Raw genomic sequence first — 19769 nt, forward strand, 5'->3', positions numbered from 1 at the left:
AGTGCAATGGAAGTGCAATAATTAGACACTACACTTATCGCAAATACCTTTTACCACCAAATTTACATTCTCTGACACAAAACCATTTGGCACTTTTATTTGAGGTATTTTATGTTCTGTTAAGCAAATGGTTTCATTGCAATTATTACAATGAAAATGTAAATGCAAATCGTTTTTAATATCACAATTACATCCCTCTTCGCATAACGCATATTTTGTTATCCCTGTGCCATCGTCTATTTGGTGCACGATGCCTTTTTCTTCAAAAGTCTTTACGGTTCTGTACAAGGTTGTCCTGTCTGCTTTTTCAAAAGCATTTTCAATATCACTTAACGTTACAGCAATTTCTTTTTCTGCAAGAAATTTATAAATAATCAACCGCATTGCCGTAACGCGAATATCTTTTGACTCTAATAATTGTTCTATTCTTTCCATAATTAATGAGTGTGTTCTGCTTCTCCTTTTTTCATTTCTGCTATAAGGTAATATGCATTATTGTATGCAAACTTGGTATTAACGGGTATTTCTTCAGAAAAAGTAACAGCCATCCAATCACCATCTTTAGTACCTAGCACAACTTCGATAGGTTTAAAGCTCCAATCGTCATTTTCTTTTTCTACTGAAAACACATAATATCTTTCGCCTTCTTTTATAATTGCACTTTCTGGTAAAGCTTTTGTTTGGGTATTATCTACTTGAATTTTACCTTGAATATACATACCAGGAATTAAGTTACCTTTTTTGTTTTCTATTTCTGCGTGAACGTGGACTGCTTTTGGGTTGTCTTCAAAGGTTTTGCTTACCGAGTAAATCTCGGCCGTAAGTTCTGCATCTGGTATGGATTGAACACTAAAAGTTACTTTCTGCCCTTGTTTTACTTTATGTACATCTTTTTCAAACACCATTAAATCTGCGTGCACGTGATGTGTGTTTACAATCTCGAACAATTCAGTTTGTGGTTCTACATATTGTCCTGTCTTAACCTCGACTTTTTGCACAAAACCTTCAATGGGGCTTCGTAGCGGAATTTGTTGAGCGATACTCCCATTACGAACTGATGCTGTATTGATATTCAAAATTTTCAGTTGAGCTGCCAAACCATTTACTAATGCCGTTGAACCTTTGTATTCTGCTTCTGCCTTTTGGAAATTAGCACCAGATCCTACTCCTGCATCGTATAATTTTTTTTGGCGTTCGTAATTTTTATTTAAAAGTTCGCTATTGCTATAAGCGTTTAGGTAATCGGTCTGTAAGGCTATAATATTTGGATGTGACAAATAAGCCACTACCTTACCTTTTTCAACTTTATCGCCTTCAATTACTTTTATAGATGTTACGTTTGCACCTACTACAGAAGTAATTGCAGCTTTGCTTTGGGGTGGCACTTCCAATGTGCCGTTTGCCTCTACATAACCACTCATATTGCGTAAGCTCAACGTATCTATTTTCATTTTTAAGGCTTCAAACTGTTGTTGATTAAGTGTTACTTCGCCTTCTTCGTGGTGGTCTTCATTTTCACTGGTTTGTTCTGTTTTATCGTGAGAATGTCCATCATTTTCTGAATGGTTTTCTTTATTGCCACAAGACACCATAAAAAGTGTTGCGAAAATAACGGCGATATATTTATATGATATTGTTTTCATTTTATTATTGGTTAAAATATTGTAATTGAAACGTACTTTCTAAATAATTGATTAAAGCGTTTTGAGCTTCCAGTTCTGACTGTACAGCTTCTTTTACCAATTGTATAAAGGTGGTATAATCTATTTCTCCTTCCTTATACGCCAACAACGCTCCTGATTTCTGGTCTTTGGTTAACGGTAACACTTGTGTTTCGTAAAATTCCCAAGACAGTTTCCATTTTAAATAATTTTCTTTTGCTTGTGCATATTGTGATTGTAATTCTTGTTTTTTGAATAACAAATTACTTTCTGCAATAGCATTGTCAATTTTTGCCGATTTAATTCGGGCTTTGTTTGAACCTGACAGGAATGGAATGGAAATTCCTGCTTGATAGGTATAAAAACCTGAATTACCATTAACTTTTTGTAAACCACCTTGAAGGTTCAATTTCGGTAAATTATCGGCTTTTGCCGCCCTTAATTCTGCTTCGGCGACATTAAGTTGATTTTCTGAAACAGTAACCATTGGATGTTCATTTATTGATAAGTTATTAGTTTCAATCGCTGCAATGTTTTCCCATTCATCTGATACGGTATAAATTTCGTCTTCAAACAACCAAAGATTTAACTGTTGGATGGCTATGAGGTAATCCCTGTATGCCTGTGCTTTTTTATTCTGAATTTGAAACACTTGGTTTTTAGCTGCTGAATACTCCAATTTAGAAATGGCTTCCACTTCAAAGTTCAGCTTAACTGCTTGTTCAAAATTACCATAGATGGAATCAAGCTCTTTGTACAACTGAAAGTTTCTCATAGACTGATAACATTTTGCCCACGCTTTTTTCACTTCCAGTTCTACCTCCAATTCAGATAATTGCAATGCTTTTTGAAACAACTCAATGCGTTGTTGTTGCAGTTTTCGTTTTGCTCCGATTCCAAACACATCCATATTTGATTGTTCAACACCGACCATTGTGTAGATTCCTGTTCCATCTTTCACTTCTTCACCTCCTGTAAAGATTTGAGTAGAACCAAAATCATATGCTGTGGATTTTAGGTTTTCTTGTTTGGTAACTTCCAATTGTTTTTGCTTCAATAATGGATAATTACTTTTTGCGAGTTTAACAGCTTCCTGTAATGAAATTTCGGGAATTGTATCATTCAACTCTTGCGCATTACTTTGTGGTGAAAAGCCAAATAGTAATAATACAACTGCTGTTGCTGTTACTAACTTTTTATTTGGCTTAAACGTAAAAGATTTATTTTCTACCCAATGGTATAAAATAGGTAACACAAATAGTGTTAGCAAAGTTGAAGTTAATAATCCACCAATAACTACAGTTGCCAATGGACGTTGTACTTCTGCACCTGCTGATGATGAAATCGCCATTGGTAGAAAGCCTAACACATCTGTAAAAGCAGTTAGCATAATAGGTCTGATTCTTCGTTTAGTGCCTTCAACAATTCTGTCTTTTAGGTTGGTTACTCCTTCGTCTTTTAATTCGTTAAGTCCACTTATCATTACCAATCCATTTAAAACTGCAACGCCAAACAACACAATAAAACCAACACCTGCTGAAATACTAAATGGCATATCACGCAACCATAAGGCTACAACACCACCAATGGTTGCCATTGGAATGGCTATGTAAATCATTAAGGTTTGAGGTAGTGATTTTAATGCAAAGTATATTAGAATAAATATGAGTAACAATGCAATAGGCACAACGGTTTGTAATCGGTTGCTGGCACGTTCTAAATTTTCAAATGCACCACCATAGCGAATAAAATAACCCGATGGTAGTTCCAATTGTGCATCTAATTTTGATTTTATTTCAGTTACTAAAGATTTTACATCACGACCTCTGACATTGATACCTACATAGGTTCTTCTGTTGGTATTGTCTCTACTTATTTGCATTGGTCCTGCTTTGTAGCTTACATCTGCAATTTCACGCAAAGGAATTTGAGCACCTGAAGGTAAATTGATGTACAGATTTTGAACATCTGTAATATCTTTTCGATTTTGAGAACTTAAACGTACCACTAAATCGAAGCGTTTTTCACCTTCAAAAATCACACCTGCTGTACCACCTGCAAATGCAGATTGTACGGTTTGATTGAGCGTATTTATTTGAAGTCCGTATTGTGCTAATTTATTCCGGTTGTAATTGATGGTCATTTGTGGTAAACCCGTTGTGGCTTCCGCTTTCATATCTCCAATACCTTCAGTACCTGCAATAATTTTAGATATTTCTTCAGCTTTTTGGGATAGTATGTCAATGTCTTCACCATAGAGTTTAATGGCAATATCTTCACGCACACCTTCAAGCAACTCATTAAAACGCATTTCGATAGGTTGAGTAAATTCATAATTAACACCAGGAACGATTTCAACCGCTTCTTTCATTTTCTCAATCAATTCATCTTTTGTCTCTGCTGTTGTCCATTCGCTTTTAGGTTTCAGAATAACAAAAACATCAGCTATATCCATTGGCATTGGGTCGGTTGGTATTTCAGCAACACCAATACGACTCACAATTTTTTCGACTTCTGGAAATTTGGCTTTTACTATTTGTTCTATTTTGGTCGTAGTTTCAATAGTTTCTGTAAGTGAGCTACCTGGTTTTAATATTGCGTGAAATGCAATATCACCTTCATCGAGTTGCGGGATAAATTCACCACCCATTCTTGAAAACATAAAAACGGTTATCCCAAACAACACAACTGCAATACCAATTACCCATTTACCTTTTCGCAAGGCTCTAACCAATAAAGGTTGATATTTGTCTTCAACCCAATGTACAAATCTATCTCCATAAGATTTTTTATCATTTTTTGGTGCTCTTAACACTAAAGCAGACATCATTGGCACATAGGTTAAACACAGTACCATTGCACCAATCATAGCAAAAATAAAGGTCAATGCCATTGGTTTAAACATCTTTCCTTCAATACCTTGTAAGGCTAAAATGGGTAGAAAAACGATAAGGATAATCAACTGACCGAAAAACGCAGCGTTCATCATCTTTTTTGAAGCATTAGACGCCACTTTATCTCGCTCTTTGGATGTAAGCTGTTTCTTTTTTAGTACTTGTGATGCAATGAGAAATACTGTACTTTCTACAATAATTACAGCGCCATCAACTATAATACCGAAATCTATTGCTCCCAAACTCATTAAGTTTACCCAAACATCGAACACGTTCATTAAAATAAAAGCGAATAATAAGGATAATGGTATTGTTGAAGCAACGATTAAACCACCTCGCCAATTACCCAATAAGAAGATAAGCACAAAAATAACTATCAATGCACCTTCAATAAGATTTGTGGTTACAGTAGAAGTTGTTTCTCCAATTAATTTACTTCGGTCTAATAAGGGTTCAATAATTACACCTTCAGGTAATGACTTTTCAATTTGAGCCACTCGCTCTTTTACATTGGCAATAACATCATTGGAATTTGCACCTTTTAGCATCATCACCAATCCACCTACAACTTCACCTTCACCATCTTGGGTTAAAGCTCCATAGCGAATAGCAGCACCAAATTGTACCGTAGCAATGTCGCCAACGGTAATTGGAATATTGTTTGTGTTTTTAACCGTAATCTTTTTAATATCCTCTAAACTACGCACCAAACCTTCTCCACGAATAAAATTGGCTTGATGGTTCTTTTCAATATATGCACCACCTGTATTTTGATTATTGGCTTCAAGTGCATTAAAGACATCTGTAATGGTCAATCCAATTGCGTTTAAATCGTTTGGGTCAACCGCTACTTCGTATTGCTTAATTTTTCCACCTATAGCGTTTACCTCAACTACACCTTCTACCATAGCCATTTGACGCTGTACAATCCAATCTTGCATTGTGCGCAAATCAGTAACCGAATATTTGTCTTTATACTCTGGTTTTACTTTAAGTGTGTATTGATAAATTTCTCCCAATCCTGTTGAAATAGGTCCCATAGTTGGCTCGCCAAAACCACTCGGTATTTGTTCTTTAACATCGTTTAGTTTTTCTGCTACTAATTGACGAGGTAGATAGGTTCCCATATCATCGTCAAAAACTATAGTAACCACAGATAAACCAAAACGAGAAATAGACCTAATTTCCTGTACATCGGGAAGGTTGCTCATTGCCACCTCAATAGGATAGGTTACAAATTGTTCAATATCTTCTGTACCTAAATTGGGTGCTTGTGTAATAACCTGTACTTGGTTATTGGTAATGTCTGGAACAGCATCTATTGGCACTTTGGTCATACTCCAAATACCTGCTCCAATTATGGTAAGCGTAAGCAAACCAATAATGAATTTGTTATTGATTGAAAAATCAATGATTTTATTAATCATAGAAAATGTATTAATTCAGTTAAACTATTCGAAATAATTCTGATATAAGAAAATAGAATTACACGAAATGAAATGAACCCTTTAGGCTCAAAATTGGATATAGCTATCCATTAAAAAACTGAACTATACTTTAGGTGGCTGGAAAATGGAAGTGGTAAAATCTTTTTTTATACCGTTTAAGTAGAGAAAATCTTGAGAAGAAATGTATTTAAACTCAAATTTTATTTCTGCGAATTTGAAATAAGTTGCGTTTATATGGCAACATTGGCAAATACAAAATGGGGAACATAAATCTGCATCTTGATGTTGGTGGTTATCACCTAAATCTTGAGAAATTTCTGTTTTAACTTCATTGTCAAAAGTACCTGTATCTTCACAAGGCACTAAATTTAGTGTGAAGATATAGATTGACAATATGAATGCTAAAAATTTCATTAAGGCAAATATAAGAATTTTTTAATGCAATGGTTGTTCAAAGAAAAAAGGCTTCGGATTATAAAAACCATAAGGTTTCTTGACCAAAAGGTGGTATTTCCTTGCTTTCAAAACGAGGTGCTATTTCTGCAACCATTTCAGGATATTTAATTGTTATTGGTACGTTTTGTTGACGTAAGGATTTCCAATATAGCCTACTAAATTGATACACTTGCTCTATTAGCTTTCTAATCATTTTACTATCATTTAAAGCCTCTGGTGTAGGACTTGATATTTTAAGTTTTATTGGAAATGAGTAACTTGAATGACTTGGGTATTGAACTGTTGTCTTATACCTTAAATTATTAAATAAAAGATATTTGTGTTCATCTTTCCTGCCTATATTTATAAAAGTACCACTCATAGGTATTAGCTCACCATTCCAATTTTGGTCGAAAGCAATTATATCTTGAGATTTTGTTTTATTGATATTTAAAACAAATAAAGGACAAGGCAATTTAAGTTTATCCATCATTTCTAAAACAGGTTGTATTTCCTCATCCTTCATATCCTTATAAAAGTGAATAACTATTTTTTCAGGTATTTGGTTTGTTGGTACGTATTGATAGATAGCATCACTTAATGCACCCCCTAACTGTTTAACATCAGATTTACTGAAATAATGAAATTCATTAAACCTTCCATTATTTTTAAAACTGAATGCACTTGCTACATATCGAATGTTTTCTTCGGTATTTTTAAATGCACCCACACCAATAACTAATTCATTTTTAGGTTTGACATTTAGTTGCCAAGGTGTACCATCTAATTTTGCTAATAAGGCTAATGAAATGTTTGTTAAATCGTATATGAACTTATGTTGATTTCTTCTAAATCTATCAAACTCTATTACTTGAGATATAATTCTTTTATATAAAAGCTGTTCTTTAACCTTGTAATACACTAACTTTTTTTCAAGATTGGGTTCGTGCTTATTAAAAGGACTTAAATAAATAGCAACATAATTAATATTAGGGTCTGATTTAAAATCTTTTATACCCTTTGCAATTTGAGGTAATGGATTTTCTAAATCATCAAATATTATATTGACATTATTATCGAAATGTGCTAAAACACCTGCATAAATATTTAAACCTTTATACCAACTTGTACCATCTTCCAATAATTTTTGCAATGTTTCTACTTCTTTAGTATAACTTGTATGATGTATAAAGAAGAAATGCACATTATCTAACTGACAAGGATTTAAAGGCTTTAAATTCTTAAAATCAATTTTGGGATTTCTACCAACACCATTTTGAAACACTAAATCATTGCTTTCATCATTTACTTCACCTATTCGATTTATTTCTACAGGTAAGTAATCGTCATTATTAACAGGTATAACTTTTTTAAATTCTTCACTTAAAATGAAATGTTGAATAAACTTATCGATTTTGTGTTTATAACTTATATATTTATTGGAATCATCTTTTGGTTCTGGTTGAATATTAAAAGCTGTTCGTAAATCGTTATTCAAAATGGCATAAGCCATTGTATTATCATCAATAAATTCCTTTTCCTTATGATATTTTAATAACCTCATTTTATATACAACTTTATTAAGATTTGTTGTTGAGGTATGTTTTATAATTTCAGAAATAGGTTTTTTAAACACTTTAGCCATACCATCATAAGAAATAACTAACTCACCATATTCACTAACTTCTTTAATTTGTACTTTGACCGTAAACTTATAATACTGCGCGAAACTTTTATTTTGATATGATCTATTACCTATCCAAATTTGATTATCATTCACAAAGTTTTGACCAACAAGTTTTTTAATGCTATTAAAGAATTTTTTGATACGCCAATTATAATAGTGTTTAATTAAGTCGGTTGGTTGTTCCTTTAGATTGAGTGATAAGGGATGATAGCCTTCTTTTTCGTAAATAAACGATGTGTATATGAAATCAGGGTTTTCTTCTTTTATACCAGGAAACAATTCTTCAATATTGGTTGGAAACTTTGTTTTATAGAGCTTTTGAGCATTACCAATTTTCTCTTTACTTAAATAAAAAGTTATTGGTTTGTCTGGTAAATCAAACGTTATGATATTGAAATAAAGTTCCTGACTCATAATACTTGGGTTTATTAATTCTACTTCTTGCTCAATCTATTAATTTTTTGTTCTACAATTTTGAGGATTTCCGTACTGTTCTTTTCATCTTTTAACATAAAGACAATTTTATCTGCCATCCAGAATTGAAGCAATTCATTTTTATTTTGTTTTAATACTTTGGCTAATGCTTCAGCTTGCTCTTTACGAGCCATACGAGTACCACGTTCAATTTTACTTAAAAGTGCCGTATCAATATTCATTTGAGAAGCAACTTCTCTTAATAATAATTGCTTTTCTTCTCGTATTTCTCTGATGTATTCTCCAAACGTCATTTTGGGGATATTTTGACTTGTCAATATTTGTCTAATGTAAGAAAAAGAAAATAAGAACTAACAAAAAGATATTAACAATTATAAACAGGAAATGAGGAAGTTAAGGATTTGAGGATATAAAGTATTTTTATAAATCCTCGTTTCCTTAAAATCCTCAAAATCCTTATTGTGCTTTTGTGGGATTTGTATAATTGTTATGTGCTTCCCTATGTATTAGACCAGCATCAACAAATTTAGTAATATAGCCTTCTGCTGTTTTATGAGGAATCTTGTTTTTGTCGGCTATATTTAGGTAATCTTGTCTTGAAAATTGATAAGGTAGTGCTTCTAAAAAACGTTCTTTACGATTGGCTCTTTTTACTTCTTTTTGTTCGATAGGTAAATCGTTAAACACCTTACTACTGTGCTTTACTAATACGCTTATCATTTCCAATGTATTTTCAAAATCTATATCCTCACAATATCTTACTTGGTTTACATCACCATCTTCCATAATGCGAAATACAGAAAACAACATTATAATTCTAAATGCTATTAACCCCAAACGTCTAACAGTTGCTATATAGTCATCGGGTTGAAGATTGAGGTATTTGGTTTGAAGCTTCTCAAAAAACACATTAAACTTTTGTTGTTGCTCGGTTGTTAGCCTTACTTCAATATCAGGATTGTTTTTTAGGGTTTTGTATAACCCAAAAAATTCTTTTCCTAATTGGTCGTAATATTCATCTAAACCATTGGTTGTATCAGTTTGAAAAACGTTCTTCCAAGTAGGTTTGATATTCATATAATAAAACATAAAACGACTAAACAAGCCATTTTCAGCACTTGGAACCAATGCCTGAATCTGCTTTGGTGTACCAGACAACACCGTTGACAAACAAGGTCTTTCAATATCTACATACTCTCTGTCCGTTCTACGATAGTAACTAATGGTTTCGTGGTGGAATGCTTTACGAAAACCATCGGAATAATTACCGTAATCACTTTTAAAAGCTTGTGCTAAAGTATCTCCTTCGGTTTCAAAAATTAACCCTCTACCTTCATTATCCGATATTAATTGATAAACACCTGTTACACTATTGTTAGCCGGAATAAACAGCATTCTTTCAGGTGGTTTACTCGGTTTTTCCATAGTTTCACTTTTGCCCTTATTCATATTATAAGTAGCCATTTCAACTTGATGCTGTTGTTTTAGGGTTTTGGATTGTTCGCGCTTTTCTTTGTGAACAGGATTTACCAAATTTTTAATTTGGTTTAATCTCCCTTTTCCTGCTGAAGCAGGTGCAGTAACAAATAAATACAAGTTGCTAAACACTTTCCGTTGGTCGTACACACCAAACAATTTAGGAAAACAAGCACTAAATGCTGTTAATGCACCCAACAACAAAATATCACGTTCTTCATTACTGTCTGATGGTTTTACTACTTGTTGCAAAAATGTTGGGATGTTGTTGTAAACTGTTGTAGGTATTGTTGGCAATGGTTGTTTTTCTTCCTCTGGATGTTGCGATACTTCAACAACTTGTTGTTGCTGTTTTGGTTTAATACCAACTTGATGCAAATGGTGGTATAAGGTTGCTATGCTTATACCGTGTCCTTTTGCTTGTAAGCATTTATTATACTGTTCGTCGCATTCTTTATGGTCGTAACCTGAATAATTTCTGCTAATTCTATGGTAGTAATCACGTCCAGCTTCACCGTATTCCTCTGAAATAGCAAAACCAATATCACGCCACTTTTCATAAGTATCAGTAATATCGATACCTGATTGTTCTAAAGCGTTGATATATGTTTCAATATCATTTGCAACAACCGTTGTCGGTTTGTTGTTGATTGGTTTTTTAGGTACTTCTTTTTGCTCTGGAACAGCTAACCAATCTTTCGGGTTGAATATTTTTGTCATAGCTTTTGATGTCTTTTATGTAGGTATGCCAATGGATCGTGGGATAAAAAACACGCTCTGGAAATGTCTTTACCCGATTGGTCTACCTCAATGTTATATGTTTGCTTTATGTAATTGGCCACCGCAATAAAATATTCGTTGTGTGGCACTTTAGATATATCGATTCTAATTATCCATTTTAAGCCTTCACCAGAAGGTGATGTAAACAACAATTCGGTATCAAAATATTCATCGTTCAATAATTGTTGTTTTAGTTCTTCAAGATTTTGTAAATGGTCAAAATCGATTGTTAATAGTGATGAATGCTCTATTAAGCTATCATCATTTCGTTTAGAAAACACGCCTGAAAATGTTACATAATCAAAATGATTTGCTTTAAATTTCCGTGCTTCTTTTGGGTCATTAATCGCTCTAAATTGCTCTGTGATACTTTTATACTTATCACTTGTAATACGCTCAAATATTTGATATAATCTTACTTTTTCAGTTGGTAACACATTTCTGATTGGTGCTTTGTAAAAACTGCTGTAAGCATACCAAGTATCATCAGGTTCATCTAACCAGGATAATTCATCTTCTTTTTTAACTTCAAAATTTAGATTCATTACCTCATTAATTTTAAGTAGCAATTCTTCTTCATTAATGATTTTAAAATGATAGGATGCAAAATCGAATACATCGCCTTTAAAATCGGTTAATTCTGTATCGTAATGCACCGCTTTATTTTCTACAACATTAATTTGTAATGTTGATTTACCACCGTTAAAAGGATTGCGGGTTATCCCGCAGTCCCTTCCTTTTAAGGAAAGGACTGTTGATTTAGGATAATACTGCCTTAATACATAAGCGTAAATATTTAACCCATAATGCGTTTTCTTTAAAATGCTTTCTTTACTTATTTCCATCGCATTTAAAATTTGGGTTATAATAATTGCTTTGTAATAGTTCCTCTATATCAGATACTTTGTAATAAAATTTACCTTGTATCTTGCTATATGGAATCGTGCCATTTGAACGGAATGTTTGCAATGTACGTTGGCTAATATGTAGCGTTTGCATTACGTCCTGATTGTCAATCCACATATCTTTTAAGCGTTCTGCTCTCGTAGCTCTTATTAATTCGATACGTGCTTTTAAATCCTTAATCTCTTGTGAGAGTGCCAAGAGTAAATCGATAATTTCAGTCATAACTAAATCCTTCCTTTTTTGATTAAATAATTAGCTGCCTGTTGCTCGATTTCATCTTGGGAATCAATACGGTTACGCAGTAACCATTGGTCTAACTCCTGACGTTGGAAATAGATTTTTTTACCATTCGGTTTATAGTGTGGAATGGCTCCCGTACTTGTAAGTTTATACAAGTGCGATTGTGATAGTTCTAAATACTGGCAAGTTTCATTGAAATTCAATACTTGCTTTTGCAACGTTTGTTGTTCTACTAACAACTTTTCGATGCGTTCTAAACGTTCAATTATTTTAACGTCCATCTTTTTATAAATTTTAATTTAAAAATGGACTTCTGCGCAAAAGTCATCCTTGATTGTCAAGGATATAGCAAATATTAAAAAAGGTGTTTGGTATAACAGAAAAGAGAAAAAACGGTATTATTAAACCATTGTAAAACAATGTTTTACACCATTTTTGGTATTATCTATTTGGTATTAAGTAGAGAAAATACCACTTTTAAAAAGTGAAGTTTTATTTGATTTGGTCAAGCCAAAAATTGGCTTCAACTAATTTTTGATAGGCTCTTTTTTCAGCACCTAAAAAATTACGGTATTCTTTATCGGCATTACTACCTGGACCATAACGATGAGCAAAGAATTTATGAATATGTTTACGCTCAATTTTTTTAGATGGTTTATCTTCAAAAAATATCCTTTCATTAAAAAATTTAGCTTCCGTTAGTTTTACCATAAAAGCTGCAAGTAATATTTTTTTGCCCCTTTTTTTAGTATAATTATATTTATCATCAATGATACCTTTTTCATTTAACAACTCCTCTAATTTTGCAAATTCCCTTTGTTTAGTCTTGTTAATAAGTTCGTTATAGGATAAGACATCATTGTTTTCCTCTCTAAAATCACCTTGTATAGCGTTGAAAATTGAACTTTGTTTTACTTGTTTTCTAACAGTTTTTATTTCTGCACCGGAATAGGATTTTACAATTAACTCTTCAGGTGGTTCTTCATTAAAAAATACTTCGTGTAATTCTTCGATAGTATAAATTTCAGTATCACTTAATTCTGAAAATCGTTCTTGAAGTTCCATAAAAAGCATCATCGCATTAGCCTTTAAAAATGAAATAATATAAGCTTCATCTGATTTATCGTTTTGAATTGGCTTTAAGTATAAGGTTTCGTCAAGATCGTTATCAGAAACATAGTTACTAATTTGGTTTAGGTAATTTTTGATACGGTTATATTCTTTATCATACAAGAAAGATAAATGACCAGGTGTCGTACTGATTTCAAGTGCATCATTAATTTGATTAAAATTTTTGATATACTCTTTTTCTATTAACTTTAAATAGTATTTACGCTTGTTAGAATAGCCCTTTTTGAAGTCGATTTCATATTTAGGCGTTGTATTGAGGTATTGCTTTTTAAAGCCTTTTAAAAGCTCTTTAAATTGGTTTTCGGTTCTTTTATCATCAGTAACCTTTTCCACATACAGTAAGTCGATAAATAGGTCTTTAGCCATTTGGGTTAAGGTTTATTCTGTAAGCTGCTTGTTTCTTTTTGTCGTCAATTACTTTAGCGTAAATTTGAGTTGTTTTTAAGTTCTTATGACCTAACATTTTTGAAACTGTATAAATATCAGTACCTAAAGTTAGTTGCAATGTAGCAAATGAATGACGCGCACAATGGAACGTGATATTCTTTTTAATTTCTGCATCTCCAACCCAATCTTTTAATAGGTCATAGTTTCTTTGAACGTTATTAATATTCTCGAAAACTTTTTGAGTTGGTTCTCCTTTCTCTCCTAACAATTCAAATGCTTGTTCAGAAATTGGTAAGGTTTCAGCTCCTTTCGTTTTCTTTTGCTTAAATCTAATAAAATTCCCGTAACTTTCTGAATATTGGATTTCTGACCATTGTAGCTTTGTAATATCAGACCAACGCAATCCTGTAAGACAAGAGAAAAGAAACGCATTTTTTAATTGTGGATGTTTACTATCTGTGCTAAAAAGCTTTCTAACTTCTTCTAAAGTTAAAAATTCCATATGTGTATCTTCTTCTTTGAAGTTTTCAACATAAATTGCAGGATTGTATTGTATTACCTTTTCTTTAACCGCTTGACGTAATACTGCCAATAACTTTTTAAAATATGCAGATTTAGTATTTTGGCTTAATTCTCGTTTACTTCTGGAAAGTGCCTTTTTATCTAAATACTCTTTAAAACCTTCAACCCATTCTTCATCAATTCTTTCAAAAGAAATACCACTAGGATAATAAGCTTTTAAGTGCTTTAAAGTACTATTCCAAACTGCTAAATTCCCCTTACTTTCTGAACGTCTTTCAATCCATTGCTCTAAATACACAAAAAAGTTCCCTTGTTTCTTTTCCTTATTCTCAAAGCCATAAATATTATTTTGAATTTCTAGATGCCTTTTAGCTCTGATGCTTTCGGCAAGTTGCAAGATTTTCTTATTCTCTAATTTCTGCGCTTTGGTTAAGGACCCTTTATCGGGTTCTGGTGTCAAATATAATTTCAAGTACTCGTATTTACGATTACCATTTTCGTAATAATCAAGATATAAACTAATTCGTTTCCCTTTTCTACGTTGGCGTAAAGTAACTTTCATTTTTCTTATATTTACTGTGTTAAACGATGTGTTGTATTAATGTTAAATGGGCAACAATACGGCAACAAATATAAGCAAAAAAGGGTAGTTTGGCAACAAAAAAGAACACTGAAAACCCTGTAAAGCAATGATTAATAGATAGATAACAAACAAAAGAAAGATAATGAATTTCCTACCGGAAATTCCGCCGCAATGAATTATAGCATCCATGAAAAAGCAGTAAGACGAGTATCTTTAAAGTTCACAAAAACATAAAGATATGAATACTCAAATTACTGCCGACACTAAATTATATATAGGAATTGACATACACAAGCGCAGCTGGAAAGTTCATTGTTCAACAGATCTATTTTCTGGCAAAAGTTTTAGTATGCCACCAGACCCTTTGCAATTGAAAGCTTATGTTGATAGACATTTTTCGGGATATGATGTAAGTACAGCTTATGAGGCAGGATGTTGTGGCTATTATGCCCATCGTTGTTTTGAGAGTTATGGCTGGCGCTCTTTAGTAGTTAATCCTGCCGATATCCATCGTAAGGGGAAAGAGCGTTTTACAAAGACCGATCGTATAGATGCACAGTTGATTAGTAGAGAATTGAAAGATGGTCGATTAAGTAGTATTTATGTGCCCGATGAGCATCGTGAAGCTTTGCGTAGTTTATTTCGTAGGCGTAATGATTTGGTAAAGGATTTTAGACGTATCAAGAGTTACATAAAAATGCAGTTGCTCTACTTTGGAATAAAAGTTCCAGAACAGTACGATAATGACCATTGGAGTCATGGTTTTCGGGGGTGGTTAGATGATATAATATTTGAATATGCAATAGCAAAAGCAAGCTTAGAGAGTAGGATGCGTTATTTTCGATTTGTAGATGAAGATTTACGTTTAGTTAGTAATCAGTTAAGAGCTTATTGTCGTAAGCATTTTAAGAAAGATTATTATTTGCTTAGAAGCATACCGGGTATTGGTGGAATTGTAGCTTGTGGAATTATTAGTGAATTAGGAGATTTACGCAGGTTTAATAGCATAAAACACTTGGCAGGTTATGTAGGGTTAGCTCCAGGTATTTATCAGAGTGGTGATAATTATAAAACGATAGGTATAACGCCACGAGCACATCGATTAATGCGATCATATTTTATAGAAGCCTCATGGCAGGCGATTCGAACAGACCCAGTGATGCAGCATTATTACCGAAAGCATTATGGTAAGGATACTAAGAAGATAATCATAAAGATAGCTCGTAAGTTACTTAGTAGAACTTTGGCCGTTATCAAAACAGAGACTCCTTATGAGATAGGAGTTATAGAATAGTATATAAATCAATAACAAAGCTCAGAAAAGAAGTATTTAGAGTCCATATCACAAAACAACGTGGGTGACTTCAAAATTAACCCGAAGATCACATTTTTATAGCAAGTGGCTGGACTTATTATAACTTATAATCATACAGATGCTGGTGACGACCAATAGAGTTGATCACATATAGGATGCGGAGCAAGTTATAAGGTATTGAAGTATTGATAATCCTTCGGAATTATCAACAATTCAACACCCTAAAATTATTATTATGTAAGAATTAAAAATAAATATAGTAACTTTGAAAAACTAGACTAGTGCTTTTCATAGGATACGTTGTTGTGGGCAGTGTTATTCAGCATTAACTTGGTCCAATGTTTTCTCAATAGTTTTTATATACTTGCCATAGAGATGATTTGTCCACCAATTTGTAATATACATAATTAAAATTGAGATTAATAAATAGCCAACTACATATAATATTAAGTGATTGGAACTAATATTAAAAGTGATAATATCATATAACAATGATTCCTCAAATTTAGCTTTACCTGTATAAACTACGAAAGCCAAAAGTGGTAATATTAAACTTCCAGATACTATGGCGGTTTTGTAAACTTCTAATGTTAAATTAAGTTCGTGGATTATATTTATTAGAACCTGTTTAGAGTTTGTTGATATATCTGAATTACGTTTAAGGAAAACACTCATTTTTAATAAATAAGTAACAGTAATCAATGTAATTATAAATAATAATACGAAATATAAGCCTTTTGCAATTTCATTTATTTTCAAAAAACTCGGAATAATAAATAAACAAATAAAAACTAAGATTTGGGTTAAAATTTCATTTCTTAAGTTCCGTCTCACTTTTTGAAGTGGTAATTGAGTTGTTTTTAATTCTTTAATGTTCTGTGGAATTGTCTGGTCATCCATAATGTCAGATTCCATTTTACTTTTTATATTATCTAAATTCATATCCTTGATTTTTTACGATTTCTTGTAATTTACTTTTTGTTCTATTTATTTTGACACGAACATTTACTTCAGAAAGCCCTAAATTCTCAGCTATTTCTTGACCTGAAAACCCTTCAATATATTGAAGTATTAACGCTTTTTCAATTTTGTTCAACTTCTTTACAGCTTTATAAAAATGAACTAACTGCTGGTCTTTTTCAGTATTATAACCTTCAGGCTCAATTGGTTCAATTTTTATTGATGTGTATTTATCAGGTTTCAGTTTTTCTTTTTTAAAGAATACAATTGCCGTGTTTAAAGCTACTCTATACATCCACGAAGAAAACTCACTATTCCCTTTAAAAGAATTTAAGGACTTCCATAATTGTAAAATGATTTCTTGAAATAAATCCTGCTGGTTCATCAAGTTGATCAAAGTACATTCTGGAAACTTTGTATAGAATACCTTTGTGTTGATGGATTAAATCTAAAAACTCCTGTTCTGTTATTTTCATCAATAAAATTCTATTTAAAAACAGGCGTTACTGTATAGCCCTTTTCTCTTAAAAGATGGATAATACCATAGTCATTTACTAAGTGTCCTGCACCTATTGCAAAAAGATTACTTCTCTCTTTCATCATAACTGGCATCTTTTTAACCCAACTTTTATTTCTATCTATTTGCATTACTTTTGTGGCATTTTCATCCATATATTGCTCTTTAGAAATTAAATTAACAGTTTTGGTAATTTCTTCTTTATTGTAAAATAAAATAGCATCATTGAAATCCTTTTTATAAGAATCGAATAGCATAAGCTGTTCAAGAGCAAATTCTGTTGGATAGGCGTTTTTTATAATCTCAATTTGTTCCGAGACTTTTTCTAAACTGAATATCGGTTTTTCGCTTTGAGTTGCTATTAACGTGATTTCTTTTTCTAAATATTTGAATGTAGAGCAAGGCAACATTTTAGACATTAAAATAGAATTTAATACTGAAAGACCATACGAATCAAAATTTTTTAAATCTACACCTGTGACCTTTGTAACAAGCTCATTTAATTCATTGTATTTTTCAACCGATATTTCATCCGATATTTTTTTCGGATTACTCATTGATTCTTGAAGTTCCTGCATCTCCTTTGGGTCAGATAAATTGACTTCTAATACTAATGCGTCAACGTTTTGAAGTGTTTCAATTACTTTTTCAGGAATTTTGAAGTCATTTTCACACATTATGTGTAGAGTTCCAAATAAATAGGAAGGTTCATTTAAGTCTGCGTGTTCTACTTTCCATAAAACAGAATTCTCCAGTTTTATTTTTTCTTGTGCTTTTGAAAAATTGATAAATAAGACGATTGCAAAGAATGCAGTAATAAATTTTGAATGTTTCATTTTTATGTTTTTTTAGAATTCGCTTGGTAAGTATTGGAATCTAAAATTTGTTACAAAAAAATAAAAATAGCTCTTAATTGTAGAAGTATTTGAATGTGGTCTGATTTTTTTTACATTGCCCACAACGGTTTTGTGTATGATTAGTGGCGTGTTTAAGCACCTAATTTAGCAAATATAAACCGAATAGAAAATCCGCGAGGATTTTCGTAAGTAGGCGAGAACTAGCCATTAATTATAGCATCCATGAAAAAGCAGTAAGACGAGTATCTTTAAAGTTCACAAAAACATAAAGATATGAATACTCAAATTACTGCCGACACTAAATTATATATAGGAATTGACATACACAAGCGCAGCTGGAAAGTTCATTGTTCAACAGATCTATTTTCTGGCAAAAGTTTTAGTATGCCACCAGACCCTTTGCAATTGAAAGCTTATGTTGATAGACATTTTTCGGGATATGATGTAAGTACAGCTTATGAGGCAGGATGTTGTGGCTATTATGCCCATCGTTGTTTTGAGAGTTATGGCTGGCGCTCTTTAGTAGTTAATCCTGCCGATATCCATCGTAAGGGGAAAGAGCGTTTTACAAAGACCGATCGTATAGATGCACAGTTGATTAGTAGAGAATTGAAAGATGGTCGATTAAGTAGTATTTATGTGCCCGATGAGCATCGTGAAGCTTTGCGTAGTTTATTTCGTAGGCGTAATGATTTGGTAAAGGATTTTAGACGTATCAAGAGTTACATAAAAATGCAGTTGCTCTACTTTGGAATAAAAGTTCCAGAACAGTACGATAATGACCATTGGAGTCATGGTTTTCGGGGGTGGTTAGATGATATAATATTTGAATATGCAATAGCAAAAGCAAGCTTAGAGAGTAGGATGCGTTATTTTCGATTTGTAGATGAAGATTTACGTTTAGTTAGTAATCAGTTAAGAGCTTATTGTCGTAAGCATTTTAAGAAAGATTATTATTTGCTTAGAAGCATACCGGGTATTGGTGGAATTGTAGCTTGTGGAATTATTAGTGAATTAGGAGATTTACGCAGGTTTAATAGCATAAAACACTTGGCAGGTTATGTAGGGTTAGCTCCAGGTATTTATCAGAGTGGTGATAATTATAAAACGATAGGTATAACGCCACGAGCACATCGATTAATGCGATCATATTTTATAGAAGCCTCATGGCAGGCGATTCGAACAGACCCAGTGATGCAGCATTATTACCGAAAGCATTATGGTAAGGATACTAAGAAGATAATCATAAAGATAGCTCGTAAGTTACTTAGTAGAACTTTGGCCGTTATCAAAACAGAGACTCCTTATGAGATAGGAGTTATAGAATAGTATATAAATCAATAACAAAGCTCAGAAAAGAAGTATTTAGAGTCCATATCACAAAACAACGTGGGTGACTTCAAAATTAACCCGAAGATCACATTTTTATAGCAAGTGGCTGGACTTATTATAACTTATAATCATACAGATGCTGGTGACGACCAATAGAGTTGATCACATATAGGATGCGGAGCAAGTTATAAGGTATTGAAGTA

16 protein-coding genes and 1 pseudogene are annotated in these 19769 nt (G+C 32.6%); 2 read left to right on the plus strand and 15 right to left on the minus strand.

From position 1 onward, the window contains the following. Positions 1–21 precede the first annotated feature (21 nt). From AC3VI6_RS08895 to AC3VI6_RS08950, 12 genes are all read right to left on the minus strand, one after another. Positions 22–435 carry a Fur family transcriptional regulator gene (locus tag AC3VI6_RS08895; protein ID WP_497705916.1) on the minus strand — a complete coding sequence of 138 codons (414 nt, stop codon included), beginning with the start codon at positions 433–435 and terminating at the stop codon, positions 22–24. Between the two features lie 2 nt (positions 436–437). Further along, on the minus strand, positions 438–1643 hold the full coding sequence (locus tag AC3VI6_RS08900) for an efflux RND transporter periplasmic adaptor subunit (protein ID WP_318933323.1): 1206 nt from the start codon (positions 1641–1643) through the stop codon (positions 438–440). A 4-nt stretch (positions 1644–1647) separates the two neighbouring features. Continuing rightward, positions 1648–5982, minus strand: coding sequence for a CusA/CzcA family heavy metal efflux RND transporter (locus AC3VI6_RS08905; protein WP_497705917.1), 4335 nt, complete (start codon positions 5980–5982; stop codon positions 1648–1650). Between the two features lie 123 nt (positions 5983–6105). Continuing rightward, complete coding sequence (locus tag AC3VI6_RS08910) at positions 6106–6417, minus strand: DUF6660 family protein (RefSeq protein WP_497705918.1); 312 nt, start codon at positions 6415–6417, stop codon at positions 6106–6108. 58 nt (positions 6418–6475) lie between these two features. Further along, complete coding sequence (locus tag AC3VI6_RS08915; protein WP_497705919.1) at positions 6476–8539, minus strand: Piwi domain-containing protein; 2064 nt, start codon at positions 8537–8539, stop codon at positions 6476–6478. Between the two features lie 20 nt (positions 8540–8559). After that, positions 8560–8853, minus strand: a complete 294-nt coding sequence (locus AC3VI6_RS08920; RefSeq protein ID WP_113966042.1) for a helix-turn-helix domain-containing protein — start codon at positions 8851–8853, stop codon at positions 8560–8562. 163 nt (positions 8854–9016) lie between these two features. Beyond that, positions 9017–10756: a DUF3987 domain-containing protein gene (locus AC3VI6_RS08925; RefSeq protein WP_121665840.1), complete on the minus strand. Its 1740-nt coding sequence runs from the start codon at positions 10754–10756 to the stop codon at positions 9017–9019. After that, positions 10753–11661 carry a BT4734/BF3469 family protein gene (locus tag AC3VI6_RS08930; protein WP_497705920.1) on the minus strand — a complete coding sequence of 303 codons (909 nt, stop codon included), beginning with the start codon at positions 11659–11661 and terminating at the stop codon, positions 10753–10755. Before AC3VI6_RS08930 ends, AC3VI6_RS08925 begins: the two co-directional genes overlap by 4 nt. After that, entirely contained in the window at positions 11648–11944 is a 297-nt protein-coding gene (locus tag AC3VI6_RS08935) for a helix-turn-helix domain-containing protein (protein ID WP_093026612.1), read from the minus strand. The genes AC3VI6_RS08930 and AC3VI6_RS08935 overlap by 14 nt, the downstream gene beginning before the upstream one ends. 2 nt (positions 11945–11946) lie before the next feature. Beyond that, the gene (locus AC3VI6_RS08940) at positions 11947–12243 is read right to left on the minus strand and encodes a helix-turn-helix domain-containing protein (protein ID WP_497705921.1); all 297 of its coding nucleotides are present in this window, start codon (positions 12241–12243) and stop codon (positions 11947–11949) included. Between the two features lie 211 nt (positions 12244–12454). Continuing rightward, positions 12455–13459 carry a DUF6617 family protein gene (locus AC3VI6_RS08945; protein ID WP_497705922.1) on the minus strand — a complete coding sequence of 335 codons (1005 nt, stop codon included), beginning with the start codon at positions 13457–13459 and terminating at the stop codon, positions 12455–12457. Next, positions 13452–14564: a site-specific integrase gene (locus AC3VI6_RS08950; RefSeq protein ID WP_093026615.1), complete on the minus strand. Its 1113-nt coding sequence runs from the start codon at positions 14562–14564 to the stop codon at positions 13452–13454. Before AC3VI6_RS08950 ends, AC3VI6_RS08945 begins: the two co-directional genes overlap by 8 nt. Before the next feature lie 259 nt (positions 14565–14823). Here AC3VI6_RS08950 and AC3VI6_RS08955 point away from each other — a divergent pair, with 259 nt between their 5' ends. Next, positions 14824–15879: an IS110 family RNA-guided transposase gene (locus AC3VI6_RS08955; RefSeq protein ID WP_497704953.1), complete on the plus strand. Its 1056-nt coding sequence runs from the start codon at positions 14824–14826 to the stop codon at positions 15877–15879. A gap of 336 nt (positions 15880–16215) precedes the next feature. Here the strand turns inward: AC3VI6_RS08955 and AC3VI6_RS08960 are convergent, their stop codons facing one another. The 3 genes and pseudogenes from AC3VI6_RS08960 to AC3VI6_RS08970 all read right to left on the minus strand — a co-directional run bounded on the left by AC3VI6_RS08960 (position 16216) and on the right by AC3VI6_RS08970 (position 18213). Next, positions 16216–16842: a hypothetical protein gene (locus AC3VI6_RS08960; RefSeq protein ID WP_497705923.1), complete on the minus strand. Its 627-nt coding sequence runs from the start codon at positions 16840–16842 to the stop codon at positions 16216–16218. Next, positions 16829–17336 (minus strand): annotated as a pseudogene (locus tag AC3VI6_RS08965) (RNA polymerase sigma factor). The gene AC3VI6_RS08960 and the pseudogene AC3VI6_RS08965 overlap by 14 nt, the downstream one beginning before the upstream one ends. Positions 17337–17346: 10 nt before the next feature. Then, entirely contained in the window at positions 17347–18213 is an 867-nt protein-coding gene (locus AC3VI6_RS08970) for a TraB/GumN family protein (protein WP_497705924.1), read from the minus strand. Positions 18214–18507: 294 nt separating this feature from the next. On the opposite strand from AC3VI6_RS08970, the gene AC3VI6_RS08975 reads away from it, so the two are divergent. Next, a complete protein-coding gene (locus tag AC3VI6_RS08975; protein ID WP_497704953.1) occupies positions 18508–19563 on the plus strand; it encodes an IS110 family RNA-guided transposase in 1056 nt (351 codons plus the stop codon). Positions 19564–19769: the final 206 nt, after the last annotated feature.

The sequence above is a fragment of the Tenacibaculum sp. TB-56 genome (genome assembly GCF_059716275.2).